Origin of the sequence: Cypionkella sp. (genome assembly GCF_034376685.1) — a bacterium.
In the GTDB taxonomy this organism is placed as follows: Bacteria; Pseudomonadota; Alphaproteobacteria; order Rhodobacterales; family Rhodobacteraceae; genus Cypionkella.
Genome location: NZ_JAXMJJ010000003.1, coordinates 76,905 through 101,836, shown reverse-complemented (window position 1 = coordinate 101,836; position 24,932 = coordinate 76,905). Strand labels below are relative to the sequence as shown.

The following is a 24,932-nucleotide window of genomic DNA, read 5'->3' as shown; positions in this document are numbered from 1 at the left end:
CGCGCGGCGCTTTCGGCTAAAGCCCGCGCATGCTTGACAATCGCCCGACCCTCCCGCCCGAAATCGCCCGCCGCCGGACCTTTGCGATCATTTCGCATCCCGACGCTGGCAAAACCACGTTGACCGAAAAATTCCTGCTGTTCGGTGGTGCGATCCAGATGGCAGGCCAAGTGCGCGCCAAGGGCGAAGCGCGGCGCACCCGGTCGGACTTCATGAAAATGGAGCAAGAGCGCGGGATTTCGGTCTCGGCGTCCGCGATGTCGTTCGATTTCCGGCAGTATCGCTTTAACCTCGTCGATACTCCCGGTCACTCGGATTTCTCGGAAGATACCTACCGCACGTTGACCGCCGTTGACGCCGCAATCATGGTGATTGACGGTGCGAAAGGCGTGGAAAGCCAGACCCAAAAGCTGTTCGAGGTCTGCCGCATGCGCGACCTGCCGATCCTGACCTTCTGCAACAAGATGGATCGGGAATCGCGCGATACTTTTGATATCATTGATGAAATTCAAGAGAATTTGGCGATTGACGTAACGCCCGCCTCGTGGCCAATCGGCATGGGCCGCGACTTCGTCGGCGCCTATGATCTTTTGCACGACCGCCTTGAAATCATGGACCGCGCCGACCGCAACAAGGTTGCCGAAACCATCCAGATCTCGGGGCTGGACGACCCCAAACTTGCCGAGCACATTGCGCCAGAACAGTTGAAGCAACTGCGCGAAGAGCTTGAAATGGCGAAAGAATTGTTGCCCGCCTTTGATCGCGCCGCTTTCCTGAACGGCTCGATGACGCCGATCTGGTTTGGTTCGGCGATCAACTCGTTTGGCGTCAAGGAATTGATGGACGGCATGGGCGAATACGGCCCGGAACCGCAGCCGCAGAAAGCCAAAGAGCGCCAGATTGACCCGGAAGAACAAACGGTTACGGGGTTTGTTTTCAAGGTTCAGGCCAATATGGACCCCAAGCACCGCGACCGCGTGGCGTTTGTGCGGATGGCCTCGGGGCATTTCCAGCGCGGCATGAAACTGCTGCATGTGCGCTCGAAAAAGCAGATGGCCATTGCCAACCCGGTGATGTTCCTCGCCGCTGACCGCGAGTTGGCTGAAGAGGCTTGGGCAGGCGACATCATTGGCATTCCGAACCACGGCCAGTTGCGGATTGGGGATGCGCTGACCGAGGGCGAAGCCCTGCGTTTCACCGGCATTCCCTCGTTTGCGCCGGAACTGCTGCAAGTGGTGCGCGCCGGTGATCCGATGAAGGCCAAGCATCTGGAAAAAGCCCTGATGCAATTCGCCGAAGAAGGGGCTGCGAAAGTGTTCAAACCGATGATCGGCTCGGGCTTTATCGTCGGCGTGGTGGGGGCGTTGCAGTTTGAGGTTTTGGCCAGCCGGATTGAGCAGGAATACTCCCTGCCGGTGCGGTTTGAACCGAGCCAGTTCACCTCTGCGCGCTGGGTGTCAGGTGCCAAGGCCGAGGTCGATAAATTCATCAACGTCAACAAGGGCCACATCGCCATCGACAACGACGGCGACACGGTGTTCCTGACGCGCCTGAAATGGGACATCGACCGGATTGAGCGCGACTATCCCGAGGTCAAGCTGACTGCCACCAAGGAAATGATGGTTTAAGCAGCGCGATTCTTGCAATGTTCCAGAGACCTACCTAAAACTCCGGCAAAATTCGGAGATCATAATGGCCCTGCCCCTGCATGAACTCGCGGCCCTCGGCTCTGCAACCTGTTGGGCCACCACCGGGCTGTTTGCCGCCGATGCGGTGCGTAGCCTAGGCGCATTTCACTTCAGCCTGATCCGGCAGCTGTTCGTCACCCTGCTACTGGCGCTGATTGTGTTGGCCACGGGCGGCTTCGGCGTGCCGGACAGCGCAGCACTGCTGACCCTCGCGATTTCGGGCGTGATCGGCATCCTGCTGGGTGACACGCTGAACTTTGCAGCCGTCGGTCGCATCGGCCCGCGCCGGGCAGGTGCGGTGTTTGCGCTGAACGCGCCGATGGCCGCGCTGATGGGCTGGGCGCTGATGGGCGAGGCGCTGCCGTGGCGCGCCGTCTTCGGCATCGGCCTGACTGCCAGCGGTGTGGCCTTGGCTATCTTAGGTCGCCCCAGCGCCAATGCGCATCGGCTGGAAACCCTGCAAGGCACCGCCATCATTGGCATTCTGTTCGGCCTTGGCGCGGCCTTCGGTCAAGCTGCGGGATCGTTGATCGCCCGCCCGGTGATGATGGCGGGGATGGATCCTTACCTCGCCTCGCTGTTCCGCGTCGGCGCTTCGGGTCTTGTGATGGGTGCACTCGCCGCAACCCCAATGGCGCCACCGACGCCAAAATTCAGCCGCGAACCTTTGTTCTGGACAGCAGCAACCGCCTTTGTCGGTTTGCTGGTTGGCATGACTTTGTTCCTCTATGCGCTGCAAGGCTCGCAAACCGGCATCATCGCGACACTTTCGGCGACATCTCCCGTGATCATCCTGCCTATGCTGTGGCTGCGCACAGGTCAGCGCCCAAGCGCCTTGAGTTGGGCCGGTGCTGCACTGGCGGTGTTGGGGCTGGGCTTGATCTTTTCGCGCTTGGGCTAAATTTTTCAACCGGACAGCTTGCTGTTTTTCGCCGGAAACCTTGGGCGATCCGTAGGGATTTGCCCTGCATAATGCCGGATGATTCCGGCGATATGCCTGAAATTTGCAGCAAACCCGCAATGCCCCGGCTGATCCGCCCCCTTGCGCGCGCTCGCGTAGGCCTGCTTATTGCGGCAAATTCCCTGCAAACGAGGCCGCCGATGTCGCTGAATACCGAAGTGCAAACCCTGCTGGCTCAGCTTGGCGTCACCCCGAAAGCCGGCCCGATGCCAACCCGCTCTCCGATCACCGGGGAGTCTCTTGGCTCTATTGCCGAACACACCGCCGCCGAAGCCGAAGCCGCAATCCAGGCCGCCCATCGCGCCTACCGCGACTGGCGCAACGTGCCCGCGCCGCAGCGTGGGGAACTGGTGCGTTTGCTGGGGGAAGAGTTGCGCGCCAACAAAGCTGCCTTGGGCCGTCTGGTGTCGATCGAGGTCGGCAAAGTGGTGTCCGAGGGCTTGGGCGAAGTGCAGGAGATGATCGACATCTGTGACTTCGCCGTGGGTCTGTCGCGGCAGCTTTACGGCTATACGATTGCATCCGAGCGCCCCAGCCACCGCATGATGGAAACCTGGCATCCCCTTGGTGTGATTGGGGTTATTTCAGCCTTCAACTTCCCGGTGGCGGTGTGGTCGTGGAACACGGCGCTGGCTTTGGTCTGCGGCAATGCCGTGGTCTGGAAGCCGTCCGAGAAGGCCTCGCTGTCGGCGCTTGCCGCCCATGCCCTGCTGGAGCGCGCTTTGCACCGCTTCGCAGATGCGGGCCACCACGCCCCCGAGGGCCTGTCCAGCCTGCTGATCGGTGGTCGCGCCTTGGGTGAAGCGCTGGTTGACAGCCCGAAGGTGGCACTGGTTTCCGCCACCGGATCGACCCGGATGGGCCGTGAGGTTGGCCCGAAAGTCGCCGCCCGCTTTGGCCGCAGCCTGCTGGAACTTGGTGGCAACAACGCGGCTATCGTCACCCCCTCCGCCGATCTTGACCTCACCCTGCGCGGCGTGGCGTTCGCGGCGATGGGCACCGCAGGCCAGCGCTGCACCACTTTGCGCCGCCTGTTCCTGCATGACAGCATCTATGACGCTTTCCTGCCGCGTCTGAAAGCGGCCTATGCTTCGGTCAAAGTCGGTAACCCACTGGAAACAGGCGTGCTGATCGGCCCGCTGATCGACGACGGTGCATTGGACGGCATGGCGAAAGCGTTGGAGCAAGCCCGCGCCGCTGGCGGCACCGTACATGGTGGCGCACCTGTCACAGGTCTGGGCGGCGCTTACGCGCATCCCGCACTGGTCGAGATGCCCGCGCAAGTCGGCCCCGTGGTGCACGAAACTTTCGCACCAATCATTTATGTGATGCGTTACAAGGACTTCGACGATGTTCTTGAGAAACACAATGAAGTGCCGCAGGGGCTTTCCTCGTCGATCTTCACCAATGATCTGCGCGAGGCCGAGGCGTTCCTCTGCGCCCGTGGCAGCGATTGCGGCATCGCCAACGTCAATATTGGCCCCTCGGGTGCTGAAATTGGTGGCGCGTTTGGCGGTGAAAAGGAGACCGGCGGCGGCCGCGAAAGCGGCTCGGACGCTTGGAAAGCCTACATGCGCCGCGCCACCAACACCATCAACTACGGCACCACCTTGCCGCTGGCGCAGGGTGTAAGCTTCGATATCGGCTAAGATTGGCGCTTCGCAGGCCGATTCTCCCACAAACCTTGACCTTCCGCGCAAATTCGGCTATCCGCGCGGAAGGGCCATAGCGCCCAGACGCCGGGGCGCCCGGGAAAGCAGCGTCCCTTCATTTCATGCGGGCCGAACCCGCATCTTTAGGACGCAGATGACCAAATTCTCAGATCTCGCGCTGGACCCCCGCGTGCTCAAGGCCGTGGCGGAAGCTGGCTACGAAACCCCTACCCCGATTCAGGCGCAAGCCATCCCGCACGCGCTGCAAGGCAAAGACGTGCTGGGCATCGCCCAGACCGGCACCGGCAAGACCGCCAGCTTCGTGCTGCCGATGATCACGTTGCTGGGCCAAGGCAGGGCCAAAGCGCGGATGCCGCGCTCTCTGGTGCTGGCACCGACGCGCGAACTGGCGGCGCAAGTGGCGGAAAACTTTGAAACCTATGCCAAATACACCAAGCTGACCAAGGCTTTACTGATCGGCGGCGTTTCGTTTGGCGAGCAAGACAAGCTGATCGACCGTGGCGTTGATGTGCTGATCGCCACCCCCGGCCGCCTGCTGGATCACCACGAACGCGGTAAGCTGCTGTTGACCGGCGTGCAGATCATGGTCGTGGACGAGGCTGACCGGATGCTCGACATGGGTTTCATCCCCGATATCGAGCGCATCTTCAGCCTGACCCCGTTCACCCGCCAGACCTTCTTCTATTCGGCAACGATGGCACCGGAAATTGAGCGGATCACCAACACGTTCCTGTCCAATGCGGTCAAGATCGAAGTGGCGCGGCAAGCCACCGCTTCGCTGACGATCGAGCAAAAACTGATCCAGTTCACGCCGTCGCGTAAAGACAAGAGCTTCGCCGAAAAGCGCGCCGTGCTGCGGGCACTGATCAAGGCCGAAGGCGAATCCTGCACCAATGCGATCATCTTCTGCAACCGCAAGATGGATGTGGATGTGGTGTCGAAGTCGCTCAAGGCGCATGGCTTTAACGCCTCGCCGATTCACGGCGATCTGGATCAATCGGTGCGCACCAAGACGCTGGACGGTTTCCGCGATGGCTCGGTGCATCTGCTGGTGGCGTCGGATGTGGCGGCACGCGGGCTTGATATTCCGGCGGTGAGCCATGTGTTCAACTTTGACGCACCCTCGCATCCCGAAGATTACGTTCACCGCATTGGCCGCACCGGGCGCGCAGGTCGTTTGGGCAAAGCCTATACCATCGCGGTGCCGTCGGATGACAAATACATCAACGCCATTGAAGCGCTGGTGAAACAGCCGATTCCGCGTGGTGAAGTGCCAGAAGGTGCGCTGGAAGGTGCATCGGATACGCCAGAGCGTCCACGGGAAGAGCGTTCTTCCTCGCGCAGCCGTGGTGGCCGTGGCGAAAGCAGCCGGGGCGAAGGCCGCTCGCGTGAGCGCGCGCCGCATGAAGATAAGCCGGTGGAAGCCGTTGCCGTGGTGGAAGCCGCAGCCGAGGCCCCTGTCCGCGCCGAGCCTGCCGCCCGCCCCGAGCGCACAGAGCGCCCGCGTCGCGAAGATGACCGCCGGTCAGAGCCGCGCGGCGAGCCACGCTCGGAAGGTCGTTCGTCGGAAGGCCGTTCGGAGCAGCGTCACGAACACCGCTCGGAACCGCGTGCCGACACGCGGAACGAGCCCCGCCGGGATGATCGCCGCGACTATCGTGGCGGCCGTGACAATGGCGAGCGTGTGGTTGGCATGGGCGATCATGTGCCCGATTTCATCCTGCGCAGCTTTGCGATCACCACGATGACGGCCGATGAGCCGGAAGAATTGGCCGCGACCGGCAGCGAAGGCTGATCCCAAGCGACAGAATGCAAAGGGCCTCGCAATCTGCGAGGCCCTTTTCATTTCAACGGCTTGTTAGGTTATTCAGCCGCCAGACGGCTGACCACAACGATCACTTCGGGCTTCTTGCCGATCTCTTCCATCGAGACTTGCCGCACGATCTTGCGCAAGGCTTCGTCCATCTTGTCGTCGTTCGACAGCAGCTTGCGCGCCGCGCCATCGAGGAACTCGGTCAGCTCGGTCTCCAGCGTTTCGGCCAAAGCCCGCCCGCCTTTGCCGGTTTCCGGCAGGCCCATCAGCTCGACCCAAGCCTCGCCCAACGGTTGATCCTGCTCGTCCAAAATCACCGTCACCATTGCGAGGCCATTCAGCGCCATGCGGATGCGGTTGCGCACCACACCATCCAGCGCGCCGATCAGCACCGAACCGTCGAGATAGGTGCGGCCCGCTTCGATATGTTCAGCCAATTTCGGCACATCGCCGGTAATGTCCATCATCATACCGTTGGTGACAACGGCCGAGGCGATGCCAGCCTCAAGACCGATGCGGGCATGTTCGCGCAGGTGGCGGTGTTCGCCATGCATCGGGATCAGCATGTCGGGCAGGAACAACCGGTGCACATGCTCCAGATCCGGGCGGTTGGCATGGCCGGATACATGGTAAAGCCCATTGTTATCATCAACGATATCAACGCCTTTTTCCGAAAGAGCGTTCACAATCGCATAAACGCCGCGTTCGTTGCCGGGGATGATCTTGGACGAGAACAGGAACGTATCGCCCTCTTTCAGCTCTATCCCCAGATACTTGCCGCGCGACAGCTGCGCCGAAGCGGCACGGCGTTCACCCTGTGAGCCGGTCACGATCAGCATCAGGTTCTTGCGCGGCACTTCCAGCGCTTGTTCTGGGGTGATCGTCGGCGGGAAATCTTTCAGCACGCCGGATTCTTCCGCCGCCGACACCATCCGTTTCATCGCCCGGCCCAACAGGCAGACCGAGCGATCCGCCATCCGGCCCGCTTCGGCCAAGGTTTTCAGACGGGCGACGTTTGACGCAAAGGTCGTTGCCACCATCATGCCGCCCGCCGATTTGATCAGCTCGGCAATCGGGGCTTTCAGCGTGCTTTCCGAGCGGCCTTCGTGCAGCGAGAACACATTTGTGCTGTCGCACATCAGCGCTTTGATCGGGCGTTCGGCGGCAATCGCCTCCATCACCGCATCATCCCAGCCTTCACCGACAATCGGCGTGGCATCGCGTTTGAAATCGCCGGAGTGGAAAATCCGACCTGCGGGCGTGTCAATCACCAAGCCACCAGATTCCGGGATCGAGTGCGCCACCGGCACGAACTGCACCTTGAACGGGCCAGCTTCAACCGTGTGGGGGCGCGATTCAACCAGGGTGATGGCGTCTTTCGGCAGGCCGTATTCTTCAAACTTCAACCGACCGATGGTGGCGGTAAAACGGCGTGCGTAGACGGGTTTGCGCAAGGACGGCCACAGATGCGCCAAAGCGCCGATATGGTCTTCATGCGCGTGGGTGATGAAAATCGCCTCAAGCCGATCCAGCTTGTCGGCCAGCCACGAAATATCCGGCATGATCAGATCAACGCCCGGAGAGGTATCCATATCCGGGAAAGCCACGCCAAGATCGACCAGTATCAGCCGTTCTTTGCCCTTCGGGCCATAGCCATAGACATAAGCGTTCATGCCGATTTCGCCGGCCCCGCCCAATGGTAGATAGATCAGCCGCTCACCGCTCATGCCGTTTCCTTGTTATAGTTGTTGATCAGGACAAGGCCATGCATGGTCAGATCGTCCTCAATCGCGTGAAATAGCTCAGTTCCCTGAGCAAACAATGATGCCAGGCCGCCGGTGGCAATTACTTTCATCCCAAGATCACGCTCGCGGCGCACTTCCCGGACAATGCCTTCGATCAAGCCAATATAGCCCCAATACACGCCCGACTGCATACAAGCCACCGTATTCGTGCCAATCACCGTTGCGGGCTTGGCGATGTCAATATGCGGCAAGGCTGCTGCGGCCATATGCAACGCCTCAAGGCTGAGGTTGACGCCGGGGGCAATCACACCGCCGACATAAGCGCCGTCGTGGTCCACCACGTCGAAGGTGGTGGCGGTGCCAAAATCGACCACGATCAGATTGCCGCCGTGGCGGTCAAACCCTGCGACCGTGTTGACCAACCGGTCCGGCCCCACCGTGGTGCCCTGATCGACCCGAGGCGGCACGGGCAGGTTGCATTCCGGCTTGCCCACCACCAACGGGCGGCAGTCGAAATAGCGGCTGCACAGCACGCGCAAATTGAACACCACGCGCGGCACAGTCGACGAAATGATCGCCTCGGTGATCTGGGCTTCGGTTTTGGTCAGCATCAACAGGCTGGACAGCCAGACGAAATACTCATCCGCCGTGCGCTTGTGATCGGTGGCGATGCGCCAGGTGGCGATGAATTTCGCGCCGTTCCAGATCGAGAAAACCGTGTTGGTGTTGCCGCAGTCGATGGCCAGAAGCATCAGGTAGCCCCTTTAGAAAAACACCTCTGCCGCAGGAATTGCGACAGGGCCGGAGGACATCCGCAGGATCAGATTGCCCGCCGGATCAATGGTTTCAAACACGCCTTCACGGGTCTGGCTGCCGGTGCGGGCGCGGATGGTGTCACCAAGCCGCGCCGCATGGGTCAGCCATTCTTGGCGCAAAGCGGTGAAGCCTTGATTGACGAATTTCATCTCCCACGCTGCATAGGCCGGGGCGAGGGCATCAAGGAAGGCCTCAGGCGTTACGCGCAAACCAGTCTCGGCCAGCAGGCTAACCGGGATTATCGCTCCCGGCTCCACCGCTGCGGGATCCGGCGCACCGATCAGATTGACGCCGATGCCGATGGCAAGATCGAAGCCGCCGCGTGTGTTCGCGGTGCTTTCCAGCAAAATCCCCGCCACCTTGCCGCCGTTCAGCAGCACGTCATTCGGCCATTTCAGCGCAAAGGCTGCGGGCAACCCAGTCAGACTGACAAAGGCATCGCGCAGGGCCAGACTGGCGGCAAAACTGCGCAGGGCAATCTGCTCGGGCGGCTCATGCGGATGCAGCAGCAATGTGCCGTAAAAATTGCCGCGCGGAGAGGCCCAGGGCCGCGCCCGCCGCCCACGCCCCGCCGTTTGCTCCAACCCCATAAACCACGCAGGCCCCGGTGTTTCCGGGGCCATGCGCAAGGCATAGGCATTGGTGCTATCGACCGATGCAAGGACGTGGCGCGCCACGCCCGCAGGCCATGCGGCTTTAGCCGACAAGCGCTTGTGCCGCCGTTGCCGCCACCGCTTCGATGCCGAACAGATTGACCACACCCAGCAGCATCACCGCCGAAACGGCAACCAGCATCAGCCACTGCACGGGAACCATCCGGCTGGTCGCACCTTCGGTCTCACGTCCGAAATACATGAAGAACACGATGCGGAGGTAGTAGAACGCGCCAATCACCGAAGCCACAGCACCCGCCAGCGCAAGCCAGGTCATGCCCGCATCCACTGCCGCCTTCAGCACATAGAACTTCCCGAAAAAGCCTAGCATCGGCGGCACACCGGCCAAGCTGAACATCAGGATCAGCACGGCAAGCGCCTTCAACGGTTCACGCTTTGAGAACATGTTCAGGCTGTCGATATCGCTGATCGACTTGCCATCCTTCTCCAGCGACATGATGAACGCAAAGGTGCCAAGGTTCATCGTGACGTAAATCGCCATGTAGATCAGCATGGCTTGCACGCCTTCAACGGTGCCAGCCGCCAGACCAACCAAGGCATAACCCATATGGGCAATCGAGGAATAAGCCATCAGCCGCTTGATATCGCGCTGCCCAATCGCGGCAATAGCCCCCAGGAACATCGACAACACCGCCAGCGCTGCCAGAACCTGGCTCCACTGTGCCGGGATCGCGCCAAAGGCATCAAACACCACACGGGCGATCATCGCCATCGCCGCGGCCTTGGGGGCCGTTGCGAAAAACGCGGTCACTGGGGTCGGCGCGCCTTCATAGACATCCGGCGTCCACATATGGAACGGTGCCGCCGAAACCTTGAACGCCATGCCTGCGATCAGGAACACCAGACCGATCACCAGCCCAAGATGCAGCTCTCCACCCAGCGTTGACAGGATGCCGCTGAACAGCGTGGTGCCTGCAAAGCCATACACCAGCGACGCGCCATAGAGCAGCAGACCAGAGGACAGCGAGCCCAGCACGAAATACTTCAGGCCCGCCTCGGTCGATTTCACGCTATCACGGCGCATCGCGGCCACGACGTAAAGCGCGAGGGATTGCAGCTCCAGCCCGAGATACAGCACCATCAGATCGCCCGCCGAGACCATGAACATCATGCCGACAACCGCCAGCGCCACGAGGATCGGATATTCAAACCGACCCATCTCGTTGCGCGCGAGGTAGTCTTGCGACATCACCAAAACGCCCGCAGCCGACAGCAGGATCACCACTTTGGCAAAGCGCGCGAAAGCATCATCAACGAACATGCCTTCAAAACCCAGGTTCGCGCCCTCACCCGCAACGCCGATATATGCAGCAAGGGCGACGAAAACCCCGGCGGTGGCCCAAGTCACCACCCCGGTCAGCGCATCCTTGCCCGCGTAAACACAGCCCAGCAGCGCAGCCATCGCATAAAGCGCCAGCAAGACCTCGGGCAGAACGATATGAAAGTCTAAAGCGTTCATCTGGTCTGTCCCTTAGTTCGCAGCAAAGGCCGTCACGGCCGTTTGGTAATTATCGACAAGCACCTTGACCGACGGCCCGATGATATCCAGCACCAGCGCCGGATAGACGCCCAGCAGCAAAGTCATCACGATCAGCGGCGCGAAGATTGCGCGCTCACGGCGGCTCATGTCTTGGATGGTGGCCAAGGCCTCTTTCACCAGCGCCCCGAAGGCGACACGGCGGTAGAGGTAAAGCCCGTAAGCCGCCGAGAAGATCACGCCAGAAGTGGCGACGGCAGCGACCCAAGTGTTGACCTGGAAGATGCCTGCCAGCACGAGGAATTCGCCGACGAAACCGGAAGTCCCCGGCAGGCCTACGTTGGCCATGGTGAAGAACATGAACACCAAAGCGTAAGCCGGCATCCGGTTGACCAAGCCACCGTAAGCGTCGATTTCCCGCGTGTGCATCCGGTCATAGATCACGCCGACACAAAGGAACATTGCGCCCGAGATAAAGCCGTGGCTGATCATCTGGAAAATCGCGCCATCCACGCCTTGCTGATTGGCGGCAAAAATCCCCATCGTCACATAGCCCATGTGGGCGACCGAGGAATAGGCGATCAGCTTTTTCATATCCGACTGCGCCAGCGCCACCAGCGAAGTGTAGACGATGGCAATAGCGCTCATCCAGAACACCAAAGAGGACAAAACCTCTGCACCCACCGGGAACATCGGCAGGCTGAAGCGCAGAAAGCCATAGCCGCCCATTTTCAGCAAGATCGCCGCCAGCACCACAGAGCCTGCCGTCGGGGCCTGAACGTGCGCATCGGGCAACCAAGTATGCACCGGCCACATCGGCATTTTCACCGCAAAGCTGGCGAAGAACGCAAGGAACAGCAGCGTTTGCAAACCGCCGGTGATGCTCATCCCCAGCACCACCATCGGCGCAGAGTCGAATTTGAACGTCATCAACGTCGGAATATCGGTCGTTTTCGCCGCCCAATACATCGCGATCATCGCAACCAGCATCAGCACCGAGCCGAGGAAGGTATAAAGGAAGAACTTGAACGCCGCGTAAATCCGGTCCTTGCCGCCCCAGATGCCGATGATCAGGAACATCGGGATCAGACCTGCCTCGAAGAACAGATAGAACAGCACCAGATCGAGTGCCAGAAACACGCCAAGCATCAGTGTTTCCAGCAGCAGGAAGGCGATCATGTATTCCTTGACGCGGTCGGTAACAGCCCAGCACGAGAGGATCGTGATCGGCATCAGGAAGGTCGTCAGCATCACGAACAGGATCGAAATGCCGTCCACGCCCAGCTTGTATTTCAGCCCAAGGATCCAGTTCGCCTCTTCGACAAACTGAAAGCCCGCGTTGCTGGCATCGAAACCCTTCAGCACGAACAGCGAGACGATGAAGGTCGCCGTGGTGGCAATCAGCGCCAGCCATTTCGCGTTATTGGCGGTGGCTTCATTCGAGCCGCGTAGGAACAGCGCCATAATGGCGGCCGCCACTGCGGGCAGGAAGATGATGATGGAAAGAAGGTAAGTCATGCTCTTAGTGCCCCACCGTAAGCGTCATCCAGGTCAGCAGGGCAGCAATCCCCAGCACCATCGCGAAGGCATATGTAAAGACGTAGCCCGATTGCCAGCGCCCGGCGAGTTTGGTGAAGAACGGGATAATCCCCATCGCCACACCGTTCAGTGCGCCGTCAATCACCACACCGTCGCCCTTCTTCCACAGGAAGTTGCCCAGCCAGAACGCGGGCTTGACGAAGATCACGTTGTAAAGCTCGTCAAAGTACCATTTGTTCAGCAGGAACAGATACAGCGGGCGCTGTTGCGCCGCGAGTTTGCCCGGCAGTTCCGGGCTGCGGATGTAGAATTTCCACGCCAGCAGGAAGCCCAACACCATCGCGATAAACGGCGAAACCTTGACCCATTTCGGCGCTTCATGCGCCGCGTGCAGCACATGATTGTCCGCGCCAAGATAGATCGCACCTTTCGGAGCGACACCCGGCTCTAGATGCAGAGGTGCAGCAGCAGCTTCAGTGCCCTCGGTCGCATGGGTCTCTGGGGCCGCTTCGGTCGTCGCAGCCACAGCAGTTTCTGTCGCAGGAGCGGCCTCGGTCGCTGTGGCAGCCGGAACTGACGCAGTCGTGGCAGTCTCAGGTGTCGCAGCCGGAGCCGTTTCGGTCACAGGCGCTTCAGCACTGGCAGCCGGAGCCGCCTCTGCCACAGCTTCCACGGCGTGGCCTTCCTCAGCCGCCTGCTCATGCACAGGTTCCATGTTGAACCAAGCGCGCATCTTCGCCTCATCGCCGAAGAAGCTGTTGTACCAGACCATGCCCGAGAACGCAGCACCCAAAGCCAGCACTCCCAACGGGATCAGCATTGTGAGCGGGCTTTCATGCGCATGATCATAGGCATGGGTGTCGCCCTTCGGCTTGCCGTAGAAGGTCATGAACATCAGCCGCCATGAGTAGAACGAAGTCATAAACGCCGCGATCACCAGCAAGGTGAAGGCATAGTTCGACCCGACCCAAGCGCTTTCGATCACCGCATCTTTCGACAGGAAGCCAGCAAAGCCGTAATGCGTCAGCGGAATCCCCACGCCGGTGATCGCCAAAGTGCCGATCATCATCGCCCAGAACGTCAGCGGGATCTTTTTCCTGAGGCCGCCGTAATTCCGCATATCCTGCTCATGGTGCATCGCCGTGATCACCGAGCCTGCGCCGAGGAACAGCATCGCTTTGAAGAAGGCGTGCGTGAACAGATGGAACATCGCCACCGGATACATGCCCACGCCGGCTGCCACGAACATGTAACCCAACTGCGAACAGGTAGAATAGGCGATCACCCGTTTGATGTCGTTCTGCACCAGACCCACGGTCGCCGCAAAGAACGCGGTCGTCGCACCCAGCACCACGATCATCGTCTTGGCATCCGGCGCATATTCATAAAGCGGCGACATCCGGCAGACGAGGAACACCCCTGCCGTCACCATCGTGGCGGCATGGATCAGCGCCGACACCGGGGTTGGGCCTTCCATCGCATCCGGCAACCAGGTGTGCAGGAACAGCTGCGCCGATTTGCCCATAGCCCCGATGAACAGCAAAACACCGATCAGATTTGCGGCGTTCCAGTCAGCCCACAAGAAATGCAACTGCGTCTGTGCCAGTTGTGGCGCGGCCGCGAAAACCTCATCAAACTTGATGCTGTCGGTCAGATAATACAGCGCGAAAATCCCCAGCGCGAAGCCGAAGTCACCAACGCGGTTGACCACAAACGCCTTGATCGCGGCGGCATTGGCGCTTGGCTTGCGGTAGTAGAAGCCGATCAGCAGATATGAGGCAACGCCCACGCCCTCCCAACCAAAGAACATCTGCACCAAGTTGTCAGAGGTGATCAGCGCCAGCATCGAAAAGGTGAAGAACGACAGATACGCGAAGAAGCGGGGCCGATAGCTTTCGCCATGCGCCCAGTTCTCATCATGCGCCATGTAGCCTTGCGAATAAAGATGCACCAGGGCCGAAACCGAGTTCACCACCACCAGCATGATCGCCGACATCCGGTCAAGCCGGATGCCCCATTCGGTCGAAAGCGTGCCGGATTCGATGAAGCGCAGCACGGTGATATGCTGGGTATCGCCTTGAAAGGTCAGGAAAGTATACCATGACAGGATGGCGGCGATGAACAAAACCACCGTGGTTAGCCACGTCGCTGCCTTCTCGCCAATCAACCGCCAGCCAAAGCCGCACAGGATCGCGCCGACCAAGGGTGCAAACAGAATGATCTTGGCGCTGAGTTGCATATCCATGATCTCAGCCCTTCATCACGTTAACATCTTCGACATCAATGGTGCCGCGGTTGCGGAAGAACACCACCAGGATCGCAAGACCAATCGCAGCCTCTGCCGCCGCCACCGTCAGGATGAACATGGTGAACACCTGCCCCACCAGATCGCCCAGCTGCGACGAGAAGGCGACGAAGTTGATGTTGACCGCCAGCAGCATCAGTTCGATCGACATCAGAATGACGATGACATTCTTCCGGTTCAGGAAGATGCCAAAGATCCCGATGACGAACAAAGCCGCCGCCACCACAAGGTAATGTTCCAGTCCTACCATTTTCGTCCCTCCGGGTCGTTGCCCGTTGTCGTTTTCTGCGTTGCACTTGAAGTGCTGCTGGCCACACAGGTGGCCAGCGTAATGACTGCCCTTACGGCATCGTCTCAGGGTAGTAGAGCGAGCAGCCGCAATCGCCCCGCGAGGCTTTCGGGGTATAGGCTTTCGCGAGTTGACCCTTGATCACTTCGTAGCCGCCGCGCTGTGCGTTCTTGATGAACAGATCCTCGTTCGCCAGCTTTTTCTTCGCCCGCAGCGCGTCGACGAAGGCAAACAGATCGCCATGCCCCGGCAGGCCTTTGCTGGAATCCTTCAGCAGATATTCGGCATTGATCTGCACCAGTTTGCGGGTCGCGCAATTGACCAGCGTGTATTTCTCTTTGGTGCCGCTGGCATCGGACTCGTCGGTTTCAAAGCCGACATAGCCGTTGCCCTCATCAATCGCGGGATTTTCGCGATGCTTGCCAAAGGCATTGGTGGCCTCGCTGCCGCATTTTTTCAGATCGCGCACGACCTGCTTTTGGTCTGCCATAGCCGGGCCGACCGTTAACATAGCGACAAGAAAGGGAAGTACGAAAGATCTCATTTGCACCACTCCACGCTTACTATTTAGAGGCCCTGCCCCGGTTTCGGATCCATCAATTCCATCGCCTTTGCCGGGTCGCGCCACATCTGGTGCAGCACGTTCTGGCGTTTCACATCCTTGCGGTGGCGCAAGGTCAGCAGGATTGCGCCGATCATCGCGACCAGCAGCACCAAGGCCGAAAGCTGGAATAGCAGCAGGTATTTGTCATAGATCAGCAGACCCAATGCGCGGGTGTTTTCCACTTGCGCCAGATCCGGCGTGATCGCTGCACGCAGACCCATCGCACCATCGGCCTGCACCCAAGCGCCGACGCCGAGTACCAGTTGCATGATGATGATCACGCCGACCAGCAGACCCAGCGGCATGTAGCGCGACATCTCGCCTTTGAGTTCCTCAAAATCCACGTCCAACATCATCACCACGAACAGGAACAGCACGGCAACCGCACCGACGTAGACGATGATCAGCAGCATGGCGACGAATTCCGCGCCCAGAAGCACGAACAGACCCGCCGAGGACAAGAAGGCCAGGATCAGCCACAGCACCGAATGCACCGGGTTGCGCGACAGCGTCACCAGCAAACCCGCCGCAACCGTCACGGTGGAAAACGCGTAAAAGGCCAGATCTGCAACGCTCATGGCGCTTTCTCCTCGGTTTCAGCAAAGACGTCCTGAGCTATCTCAAGCGCCTTCTGCATGGCGGGCGGGCCGCCGAACATCGACATCTGCCAGATCACCTCGGCGATCTCGCGCTTTGTGGCCCCGGCGGCCAAAGCATTCTTCACCGTCACCCGCATCTGCGACTCGCCAAGCGGACCGAGCACGGTGAGTGCTGCAATCGTCACCAGAAACCGCGTGCGGGCATCCAGGCCCTCGGGGTTGAAGGTCTTGCCAAAGAACGCCTCAAGCATTTCCTTCGGCATCGCCGGGAACAGCTTTTCAAACGCCTTCACATCGACGCCCTCCAAACCGGGCGCGAAGGCCTTGGCCATCTGGCTGCCCTGCTCCATCATCTGCTTGAAGATCTGGTTGAATGCGTCTGTCATCATATCACCGGTACGGGGCGTCGAGTTCAAGGTTGCGGGCAATCTCGGCTTCCCAGCGCGCGCCATTCGCCAGCAGCTTGTCCTTGTTGTAGAACAGTTCCTCGCGGGTTTCGGTGGAGAATTCGAAATTCGGCCCCTCGACAATCGCATCCACCGGGCAGGCTTCCTGACAGAAACCGCAATAGATGCATTTGGTCATGTCGATGTCATAGCGCGTGGTGCGGCGGCTGCCATCCTCGCGCGGTTCCGCGTCAATGGTAATCGCCTGCGCCGGGCAAATCGCCTCACACAGCTTACAGGCAATGCAGCGTTCTTCGCCATTCGGATAGCGGCGCAACGCATGCTCGCCCCGGAAGCGCGGGCTCAAGGGCCCCTTTTCATGCGGATAGTTCAGCGTCGATTTCGGCGCGAAGAAATATTTGAAGCCAAGACCGAAGCCTTTGAAGAAGTCCATCAGCAGGAAATACTTCGCTGCGCGGCGGTAATCGGTTGTGCGTGCCGGACCCATGGCTATTTCCTATCCTTCATTGCAGTGCCTCAACCTTGCTTCGAATTTCCAACCGAGCTTCTGGCGGGAAGGTTTCATAAAAAGCCGCAACCGCCTTTTGTTGTTTTGCGCTTCCTGCATCATCAGCAGGCTGCCAGCAATCCACCAACGTATCGAGAGCAAGCAATAGTGCCGCGTCAGCTGTTTCAGGAGATTTCTGAAAGACCAATACAGCACCACCATAAGCTGGCGCGACCAAGAACCACCTGTGCTCAACGTCCGATAATGCCTCAGCCATCGTTTTCCCACCAAGCGTCTCCATTGGTCCGCTTGGCACTGACTTCACGAATTTGGCTGCCGCAGCATCGCAATCGGCGGCTGCGCATGCGTGCCCCACGACCACAACACTGAATAGGAAAGCCAATCTAAACACGCCTCAGCCTCCCATCGTCCAGCGCGCCCAAAAGCCGCCGAACACTTCGTATTTTGCCAAGAACGACACGATGACAACCCAGCCCAAGGACAGCGGCAGGAACACTTTCCAGCCGATCCGCATCAACTGGTCATAGCGGTAGCGCGGCACGATGGCCTTCACCATGGCGAACATGAAGAAGAACACCCACATTTTGGCGACCATCCACCACCATCCATCGGCCAAGAACGGGAATGGCGACAGCCAGCCGCCGAAGAAAAGCAAAGAGATCAGCGCGCACATCAGGAAGATCGCGATATATTCGCCGGCCATGAACAACAGATATGGCGTCGAGGAATATTCCACCATGAAGCCCGCGACGAGTTCGGATTCCGCTTCGGGCAAGTCGAACGGCGGGCGGTTGGTTTCGGCCAAGGCGCTGATGAAGAACAAGAACACCATCGGCAAATGCGGTATGAAATACCAGTTCAACATGCCCAGATTGCCCGATTGCGCATGCACGATCGACGAAAAGCTCATCGAGCCGGTCGAGATGATGATGCCGATGATGATCAGGCCGAGGCTGACCTCATACGAAATCATCTGCGCCGCTGACCGCAACGACCCAAGGAACGGGTATTTCGAGTTCGACGCCCACCCGCCCATGATCACGCCGTAAACCTCAAGCGAGGACGCCGCGAACACGAACAGGATGGCGACGTTGATATCTGCCAGCACCCAGCCGCTATCAAACGGGATCACCGCCCATGCAAGGATCGCCAGCACGAAGCTCAGGATCGGGGCGAGGAAAAACACCGCGCGGTCGGCCCCAGCGGGCACCACGATTTCCTTCACCACATATTTCAGCGCATCGGCCACCGATTGCAGCAAGCCAAACGGCCCCACCACGTTCGGGCCCTTGCGCATCTGCACCGCCGCCCAGATTTTGCGGTCGCCGTAGACAAGGAACAGCAAGCTCAGCATCACAAAAGCAACGATGGCAAGGCTTTGCAGCGCTATCAACAGCGCTATCCCCAGCCCGGTTTGCAAAAAGTCAGCCATGATCCCTCACGTTCCCTTAACTCATCGGCCTTATCTTAGGCCTTAAACCGTCGGTATCCCCTGCGCACCACAATCGCGCACGGTCACTTCGGCATCTATCGTTTTCACACCGCGGGGCAGCGACGCCGAGATGGTGTAAACTGCATCCCCCCGCCAAACGCCACCCTTTATCGCCACATTCGTCCGCACATGCCGCGCAAATCCAAAGCCCCGGATCAGCGCATATTGCGCCGCCGCACAGGCCGCATAAGCCGCCACATCCTTGTCATCCCGCGCACCCGTCATCGCCACCCGGAAATTCACCAGATCGCCGTCAAGCAGGATGGTCTCAATTCCGTTGTAGCTCGGATTGAACGCCATATCCGCCGCAGGTTTCTCCGCCGCACAGCCGAACAGGCTGCCCGAGGCAGCCAGTCCGATGGCAAAGGGGCCTGCAAGCCGCATGACCTACTCCGCCGCCATCGGGGTTTTGGCCCGATCCGCTTCCAGCGCCGCCATCTCGCCCATCACCTTCGAGGCGCGTGCAATCGGGTTGGTCAGATAGAAACCTTTGAAAGCATTGCGGAAATCTGCTTTGCCCATATCCCGCAACGCCACCGGCTGCCAATCATTGCTTGGCACATGGTCGATCATCCCCAGATGCGGATGCGCTGCGATCAGCGCCTTGCGCAAAGCCGCCAGACTATCCCACGGCAGGGTCTTGCCCACCTCTGCCGAGAATGCCCGCAAGATCGCCCAGCCTTCTTTCGCCTCACCAGGCGCAAAGCCTGCGCGCTGCGCCAACTGAGGCCGGCCTTCGGTGTTGACGAACAAGCCGCTTTCTTCCGTGTAAGCCGCCGCCGGGAAGATGATATCGGCGCGGTTCGCACCACGGTCGCCATGCGAGCCTTGATAAATCACGAACGGACCCGCAGCGATCTCGATCTCATCGGCGCCGAGGTTGTAGATCACCTCTGCGCCCTCGGTCGCCGCAGCCAACCCACCCTCGGTTACAGCGCCAACATCCATCGCACCGACGCGACCCGCAGCCGTGTGCAGCACCAGCAATTTGCCGCCCGCACCTTCGGCATAAGCCATCGCATGCGCCAGAACCGCCTCACCATCGGCCTCGTTCAAAGCGCCCTGCCCGACGATCACAATGGTATTCGGCTTTTCCGTGACCTTGCCAACCAAAGCCGCCAGCGCCGCGCGATCCGTGCCCATGTGTTTGTAATCATAGGTCAAATCGACCGCTTCACCGATCAGCCCGACATTCGCGCCCGCCGACCACGCCTTGCGGATCCGTGCGTTCAACACCGGAGCCTCAACGCGCGGATTGGTGCCAATCAGCAAGATTGTCTTGGCGCTGTCGATATCCTCAATCGCCGCCGTCCCGACGTAAGCCGAACGGTTGCCCATCGGCAAACGCGCGCCATCGGTGCGGCTTTCGACCATGCCACCCAAGCCTTCGATCAAAGCCTTCAGCGAATAAGCCGCCTCAACCGAGGCCAGATCGCCGACCAGACCAGCGACCTTCTTGCCCCTCACGGCAGCCGCCGCCAAGGTCAAAGCCTCGCCCCAGCCCGCTTTGCGCAGACGGCCATTCTCCCGCACATAAGGCGTGTCCAGACGCTGACGACGCAGCCCGTCCCAGATGAAACGGGTCTTGTCCGAGATCCATTCCTCGTTCACGCCATCATGGTTACGCGGCAAAATCCGCATCACTTCGCGGCCTTTGGTGTCGATACGGATGTTGGACCCCAAAGCATCCATCACGTCGATGCTTTCGGTCTTGGTCAATTCCCAAGGCCGCGCGGTGAACGCATAGGGTTTCGAGGTCAAAGCCCCCACCGGGCAAAGGTCAATGATATTGCCTTGCAGGTTACTGTCCAAAGTCGCGTTCAGATACGAGGTAATCTCAGCATCCTCACCGCGCCCGGTCTGGCCCATCTGCAAGATGCCCGCGACTTCCGAGGTAAATCGCACACAGCGGGTGCAGGAAATGCACCGCGTCATCTTGGTTTCCACCAGTGGCCCAAGGTTCAGATCCTCGGACGCGCGCTTCGGCTCGCGGTAGCGCGAGAAATCGACGCCAAACGCCATCGCCTGATCCTGCAAATCACACTCGCCGCCCTGATCGCAGATCGGGCAATCCAAGGGGTGGTTGATCAGCAGAAATTCCATCACGCCCTCGCGGGCCTTCTTCACCATCGGCGACGTCGTTTTCACCACCGGCGCTTCGCCATTCGGGCCGGGCCGCAAATCGCGCACCTGCATCGCACAAGACGCCGCAGGCTTCGGCGGGCCGCCGACAACCTCAACCAGACACATCCGGCAGTTGCCCGCAATCGTCAGCCGCTCGTGATAGCAGAACCGCGGAATCGCCACCCCGGCGACTTCCGCCGCCTGAATGATCGTCATCGCGCCATCGACTTCAACTTCGATCCCGTCGATGCTGATTTTCTTGAGGTTCGACATCCGCTTACTCCGCCGCCATTGGGGCACAAGCATGGGTTTTCCACGCTTGCGCTTCTTTCAGATAAGACCAGCCAAAGGCATGATCCGTATTACCGTTGTCCTGCAAGTGCCGCCAGCGCGCCATGCCTTCAGCGGAGGTCGGGCGCTCACCCTCAGCCACCCACCACAGCACCAGATTGCCGTTGCCTACCGCGTCATACCATTCGGCCTTGCGGGCATAGAACTGGCGATGGACAGTTTTCCAGACAAATTGTTCCAGCGCCTCAACGCTTTCCCAGATCGAAAGCGTTGCCGCCAAATCTTCATGCTCCAGCCGCGCCCGATCCTCTGGAGCGAGATCCGAAACCACGGCCCCATCGGTCCCCACGTCCGCATCGGTCGCGCGCCACACAAAGCCATTGGCCCGATCAGCAACGCCATTGACCAAATCCAGCCCCTCAACAAAGGCGGCGCTCCGGGGGTCGTCCCACCCGTGGCGCAACATTCCAAAGTTGTACTCGGCCAGATGCATCTTTACTCCGCAGCCATTGGTGCGCAGGACCGGATTTGCATCCCCTGCGCTTCGTTCAAATAAGACCAGCCAAACGCCCGGTCCGTATCGCCGTTTGCTTGCAATTCTGCAAGCCGTTCAAGGGCTTCATCCAGCGAGGGTTTATGCCCAACCGGCACCCACCACATCACGAAATGCATCTTGCCCAAAACTTCAAACCATTCAGCCCGGCGTTCGTAGAACACCCGGTGCACGGTGCCGAACACGAAGTTCTCCAATGTCTCAGCAGTTTCCCAAACCGTCAGGTTTGAGACAAACTGCGGATCGCCGCCGATCTTGGCTTCGGTATTGCCGGTGCCCGGTTCGCCCGAGCCTTCCATCATCCAGACAAAGCCCGGCATACGTTTGCCAAGCCCGTTCACCCGGTCCAGCGCGCCCATGAACTCCGCCACGCGCGGATCGTCCGTGGGGGCCAACAGGCGCCCCACGTTCAATTCGGCCAGATGGTATCCGGGCCTGTTGGTCATTTGTACGACCTCAGCAATGACCCGGCCAAAGTGCCCTTGGCGATTTCGTCACGGCCAACTTTGCAGTAGCTTTCCACGTCACCCTCAACCGCACCGGCGGCTTTAAGATAGTCCGCCGCCAAACCCTTGATGCGGGCTTTTTCCACCTTGTTTTTGCGGAACGCCTCGACCTCGTCCTCGGTGTAACCCTTGGCACGCAGGTAGGATTTCAACTCGTTCCACTTCGACAGCACGGTGAACATCTTGGCGCTGATTGACGGACAAGTATTGCGGATCGTGTCGCCCACCCGCACCGCCACCAAAGACTCGGTGACACGGGCGTCCTTGTTCAGCGGCTCCAGGGCCAGCGCCGGGGTTGCGGCGATCACAGCAACCAGCGTCAAACTACGGAAAATCTTGGTCATTTTGGCCTCCTTGGCATCGACAGCCCGGACCATATCCCGCGACGTCGCTGATATCCCATGACAAGCCCGTGACCTGCGCAGGTTATCGCCTCTCAAAGCTGCCCGGATCATGCGCAGCCCCCTTTGAACAGCCAGGCACCGCCAACATAATGGCCGTAAGCCGCGCGGCTGACCGCGCGCCCGCGCGAGCCACAAAACGCTTCCGCCGCCCGCTTGGCCTCAAGCCCTTCAAAATTGCCGAACGCCGCACCATCGCGCGTCATCGCCAAAACTGCCCCCGATCCAGACGGCTGCAGATCGGCGATGTAGGACTTGCCCGCCAATTCCACCGAAACTGGCCCGCTTTCGGCCAAAGACATCGGGCGGGTTCCACCCACGCAGCCCGCCAGCCCAGCAAATCCGATCACCACAGCCGCCCGCATCATATGCAAGCTCCCGTGAACATCAGCTGACCCTTGACCAGTTTCGGCTGCACTGCGCGAAAGGAATACCCCTCACCCGCGCAAGCATCCTTGACCAAGGCCTGACCAATCTTGCGCTCGTAGGCCATCGAGCCCCCGTCAATCCGCCACACCCGCGCATCAAACGGCCCTGCGGTATCTTCGGCGGTGATCTCAACCATATATTTCACGCCACGATGCTCGGCCGGAAGCTGCAAACCCGGATACGCCTCAGCACCCGCATGAAGCGGGGCCAAAGCCATTCCGATTGCCAGTACCAGCCGAAAACGCATCATTTACTCCGCAGCCATCGCGCCCATGCGCCCGGTTTTCTTCGCCTTGATCCGGTCCTCGATTTCCTCACGGAAATGCCGCACCAGTCCTTGAATCGGCCAAGCCGCCGCATCGCCCAAAGCGCAAATCGTGTGGCCTTCAACCTGCTTGGTCACCGAGATCAGCATGTCGATTTCTTCAACCTCGGCCTCACCGCGCACCAGACGATCCATCACCCGCATCATCCAGCCGGTGCCTTCGCGGCAGGGCGTGCATTGGCCGCAAGACTCGTGCTTGTAGAACTTCGACAGCCGCCAGATCGCCTTGATCACATCGGTCGATTGATCCATCACGATCACCGCCGCCGTGCCGAGACCCGAGCGTTGCTCGCGCAGCCAGTCGAAATCCATGATCGCATCTTCGCATTGCGCCGCGTTCAGCATTGGCACCGAAGACCCGCCCGGGATCACCGCCTTGATGTTCTTCCAGCCGCCACGCACGCCGCCGCAATGCACATCGAGCAACTCGCGCAGCGAAATCGACATGGCTTCTTCCACCACGCACGGATTGTTCACATGGCCGGAAATCCCGAACAGCTTGGTGCCGGCATTGTTTGGCCGACCAAAGCCTGCAAACCACTCTGGCCCGCGCCGCAAAATCGTCGGCACAACCGCGATCGATTCCACGTTGTTTACCGTGGTCGGGCAGCCATACAGCCCCGAGCCTGCCGGGAACGGCGGCTTCATCCGTGGCATGCCCTTCTTGCCCTCAAGGCTTTCCAGCAAAGCGGTTTCTTCGCCGCAGATATAAGCGCCAGCGCCATGATGCAGGTAGCAATCAAAATCCCAGCCGGATTTTGCGGCATTCTTGCCCAGCAGGCCCGCGTCGTAGCATTCGTCCAAAGCGGCCTGCAAAGCCTCACGCTCACGGATATATTCGCCGCGAATATAGATGTAGCAGGCATTCGCCCCCATCGCGAAAGATGCAATCAGCGCGCCTTCGATCAGGGTATGCGGGTCGTGCCGCATGATCTCGCGGTCTTTACAGGTGCCGGGTTCGGATTCGTCGGCGTTGATCACCAGATAAGACGGGCGGCCATCCGATTGCTTCGGCATGAACGACCATTTCAACCCGGTCGGGAACCCTGCCCCACCACGCCCGCGCAACCCCGAGGCCTTCATCTGCTCGACAATGGTATCACGCCCACGCGCAATGATTTCTGCCGTGCCGTCCCAATGCCCCCGCGCCCGCGCGCCCGCCAAGGAACGGTCGTGCATGCCGTAAAGGTTGGTAAAGATGCGGTCCTTATCGTCGAGCATAGCTGCCCCTTCCTTACGTGCGGCGCGCGCGCCAAATTTGATACGTCACGACCAAGGCCCAGATGAACCCGGCCAAAGCCGCCAGATCGAGCAGCAGCGTGTATTTCAGCGGCAAACCCAGTTCAGCCCCAATCTGCTGGCCCGCCATCCACAAGATCATCGTGCCTGCAATCACCAAAGCCACCAGCCTGGTCTGCCGCGCCGTCTTATCCTGTGGACCCGGAGCAGCCATCTCAGTGATGCCCGTGGCCATGATCATCGCCCGCAGGACCATGATCATCCGTTACCGTCAATTCCACCCCGCCGTTGCCCAACAGCACGGCGTAAACCCCGAACACCACCAACCCGACGATTACCATCGCGGAAGCACCGACCTCGCCCAGCCAAACCGCCAGCCCTGCTGCGATCAATGCCGCCACAACAGCAACAAGCCAGCCACCGGCCCAAGGCCCATCAACGCTCGCATGATCGTGTGAGTGATCCATCATCGCC

General features: G+C 60.0%; 27 protein-coding genes. 4 read left to right on the top strand and 23 right to left on the bottom strand.

Annotation, left to right across the window (positions count from 1 at the left end; genetic code table 11):
* Positions 1-29: 29 nt before the first annotated feature.
* From U1A24_RS01610 to U1A24_RS01595, 4 genes are all read left to right on the top strand, one after another.
* On the top strand, positions 30-1,628 hold the full coding sequence (locus tag U1A24_RS01610) for a peptide chain release factor 3 (RefSeq protein ID WP_322320248.1): 1,599 nt from the start codon (positions 30-32) through the stop codon (positions 1,626-1,628).
* Between the two features lie 64 nt (positions 1,629-1,692).
* Positions 1,693-2,589 (top strand): DMT family transporter, encoded by an 897-nt coding sequence (locus U1A24_RS01605; RefSeq protein ID WP_322320247.1) that lies wholly within the window; start codon positions 1,693-1,695, stop codon positions 2,587-2,589.
* 200 nt (positions 2,590-2,789) lie between these two features.
* Entirely contained in the window at positions 2,790-4,298 is a 1,509-nt protein-coding gene (locus U1A24_RS01600; protein ID WP_322320246.1) for an aldehyde dehydrogenase family protein, read from the top strand.
* A 157-nt stretch (positions 4,299-4,455) separates the two neighbouring features.
* Positions 4,456-6,117: a DEAD/DEAH box helicase gene (locus tag U1A24_RS01595; protein ID WP_322320245.1), complete on the top strand. Its 1,662-nt coding sequence runs from the start codon at positions 4,456-4,458 to the stop codon at positions 6,115-6,117.
* Positions 6,118-6,185: 68 nt separating this feature from the next.
* Here the strand turns inward: U1A24_RS01595 and U1A24_RS01590 are convergent, their stop codons facing one another.
* The 23 genes from U1A24_RS01590 to U1A24_RS01480 form a co-directional block, all read right to left on the bottom strand.
* Positions 6,186-7,862, bottom strand: coding sequence for a ribonuclease J (locus U1A24_RS01590; protein WP_322320244.1), 1,677 nt, complete (start codon positions 7,860-7,862; stop codon positions 6,186-6,188).
* Positions 7,859-8,632: a type III pantothenate kinase gene (locus U1A24_RS01585; protein ID WP_322320243.1), complete on the bottom strand. Its 774-nt coding sequence runs from the start codon at positions 8,630-8,632 to the stop codon at positions 7,859-7,861. The genes U1A24_RS01590 and U1A24_RS01585 overlap by 4 nt, the downstream gene beginning before the upstream one ends.
* Before the next feature lie 12 nt (positions 8,633-8,644).
* Positions 8,645-9,373, bottom strand: coding sequence for a biotin--[acetyl-CoA-carboxylase] ligase (locus U1A24_RS01580; protein ID WP_416173446.1), 729 nt, complete (start codon positions 9,371-9,373; stop codon positions 8,645-8,647).
* A 19-nt stretch (positions 9,374-9,392) separates the two neighbouring features.
* The gene (nuoN, locus tag U1A24_RS01575; protein WP_322320241.1) at positions 9,393-10,829 is read right to left on the bottom strand and encodes an NADH-quinone oxidoreductase subunit NuoN; all 1,437 of its coding nucleotides are present in this window, start codon (positions 10,827-10,829) and stop codon (positions 9,393-9,395) included.
* Positions 10,830-10,841: 12 nt separating this feature from the next.
* On the bottom strand, positions 10,842-12,365 hold the full coding sequence (locus U1A24_RS01570; protein ID WP_322320240.1) for an NADH-quinone oxidoreductase subunit M: 1,524 nt from the start codon (positions 12,363-12,365) through the stop codon (positions 10,842-10,844).
* Positions 12,366-12,369: 4 nt separating this feature from the next.
* Positions 12,370-14,631 carry an NADH-quinone oxidoreductase subunit L gene (gene nuoL, locus U1A24_RS01565; RefSeq protein WP_322320239.1) on the bottom strand — a complete coding sequence of 754 codons (2,262 nt, stop codon included), beginning with the start codon at positions 14,629-14,631 and terminating at the stop codon, positions 12,370-12,372.
* 4 nt (positions 14,632-14,635) lie between these two features.
* A complete protein-coding gene (gene nuoK / locus U1A24_RS01560; RefSeq protein ID WP_299474701.1) occupies positions 14,636-14,941 on the bottom strand; it encodes an NADH-quinone oxidoreductase subunit NuoK in 306 nt (101 codons plus the stop codon).
* A gap of 91 nt (positions 14,942-15,032) precedes the next feature.
* Positions 15,033-15,470, bottom strand: coding sequence for a hypothetical protein (locus tag U1A24_RS01555; protein WP_322320238.1), 438 nt, complete (start codon positions 15,468-15,470; stop codon positions 15,033-15,035).
* 77 nt (positions 15,471-15,547) lie between these two features.
* Positions 15,548-16,162: an NADH-quinone oxidoreductase subunit J gene (locus tag U1A24_RS01550; RefSeq protein ID WP_322320237.1), complete on the bottom strand. Its 615-nt coding sequence runs from the start codon at positions 16,160-16,162 to the stop codon at positions 15,548-15,550.
* A complete protein-coding gene (locus tag U1A24_RS01545; protein ID WP_322320236.1) occupies positions 16,159-16,569 on the bottom strand; it encodes a carboxymuconolactone decarboxylase family protein in 411 nt (136 codons plus the stop codon). The genes U1A24_RS01550 and U1A24_RS01545 overlap by 4 nt, the downstream gene beginning before the upstream one ends.
* Positions 16,570-16,573: 4 nt before the next feature.
* Positions 16,574-17,077: an NADH-quinone oxidoreductase subunit NuoI gene (gene nuoI, locus U1A24_RS01540; RefSeq protein ID WP_322320235.1), complete on the bottom strand. Its 504-nt coding sequence runs from the start codon at positions 17,075-17,077 to the stop codon at positions 16,574-16,576.
* A gap of 16 nt (positions 17,078-17,093) precedes the next feature.
* Entirely contained in the window at positions 17,094-17,378 is a 285-nt protein-coding gene (locus tag U1A24_RS01535; protein WP_322320234.1) for a hypothetical protein, read from the bottom strand.
* Between the two features lie 114 nt (positions 17,379-17,492).
* On the bottom strand, positions 17,493-18,530 hold the full coding sequence (nuoH, locus tag U1A24_RS01530; protein WP_322320233.1) for an NADH-quinone oxidoreductase subunit NuoH: 1,038 nt from the start codon (positions 18,528-18,530) through the stop codon (positions 17,493-17,495).
* 42 nt (positions 18,531-18,572) lie between these two features.
* Complete coding sequence (locus U1A24_RS01525) at positions 18,573-18,974, bottom strand: hypothetical protein (RefSeq protein WP_322320232.1); 402 nt, start codon at positions 18,972-18,974, stop codon at positions 18,573-18,575.
* A gap of 3 nt (positions 18,975-18,977) precedes the next feature.
* A complete protein-coding gene (nuoG, locus tag U1A24_RS01520; protein WP_322320231.1) occupies positions 18,978-20,987 on the bottom strand; it encodes an NADH-quinone oxidoreductase subunit NuoG in 2,010 nt (669 codons plus the stop codon).
* Positions 20,988-20,991: 4 nt separating this feature from the next.
* On the bottom strand, positions 20,992-21,498 hold the full coding sequence (locus tag U1A24_RS01515) for a DUF3291 domain-containing protein (protein WP_322320230.1): 507 nt from the start codon (positions 21,496-21,498) through the stop codon (positions 20,992-20,994).
* A gap of 2 nt (positions 21,499-21,500) precedes the next feature.
* On the bottom strand, positions 21,501-22,004 hold the full coding sequence (locus U1A24_RS01510) for a DUF3291 domain-containing protein (RefSeq protein ID WP_322320229.1): 504 nt from the start codon (positions 22,002-22,004) through the stop codon (positions 21,501-21,503).
* The gene (locus tag U1A24_RS01505; protein ID WP_322320228.1) at positions 22,001-22,408 is read right to left on the bottom strand and encodes a DUF5333 domain-containing protein; all 408 of its coding nucleotides are present in this window, start codon (positions 22,406-22,408) and stop codon (positions 22,001-22,003) included. Before U1A24_RS01505 ends, U1A24_RS01510 begins: the two co-directional genes overlap by 4 nt.
* Positions 22,409-22,515: 107 nt before the next feature.
* On the bottom strand, positions 22,516-22,833 hold the full coding sequence (locus tag U1A24_RS01500) for a hypothetical protein (RefSeq protein WP_322320227.1): 318 nt from the start codon (positions 22,831-22,833) through the stop codon (positions 22,516-22,518).
* Entirely contained in the window at positions 22,830-23,141 is a 312-nt protein-coding gene (locus tag U1A24_RS01495) for a hypothetical protein (protein ID WP_322320226.1), read from the bottom strand. The genes U1A24_RS01500 and U1A24_RS01495 overlap by 4 nt, the downstream gene beginning before the upstream one ends.
* Positions 23,142-23,144: 3 nt before the next feature.
* Positions 23,145-24,440, bottom strand: coding sequence for an NADH-quinone oxidoreductase subunit NuoF (gene nuoF, locus U1A24_RS01490; protein WP_322320225.1), 1,296 nt, complete (start codon positions 24,438-24,440; stop codon positions 23,145-23,147).
* Positions 24,441-24,453: 13 nt separating this feature from the next.
* Complete coding sequence (locus U1A24_RS01485; RefSeq protein ID WP_416136379.1) at positions 24,454-24,714, bottom strand: DUF5337 domain-containing protein; 261 nt, start codon at positions 24,712-24,714, stop codon at positions 24,454-24,456.
* On the bottom strand, positions 24,674-24,928 hold the full coding sequence (locus U1A24_RS01480; RefSeq protein WP_322320224.1) for a hypothetical protein: 255 nt from the start codon (positions 24,926-24,928) through the stop codon (positions 24,674-24,676). The genes U1A24_RS01485 and U1A24_RS01480 overlap by 41 nt, the downstream gene beginning before the upstream one ends.
* Between the last annotated feature and the right edge of the window lie 4 nt (positions 24,929-24,932).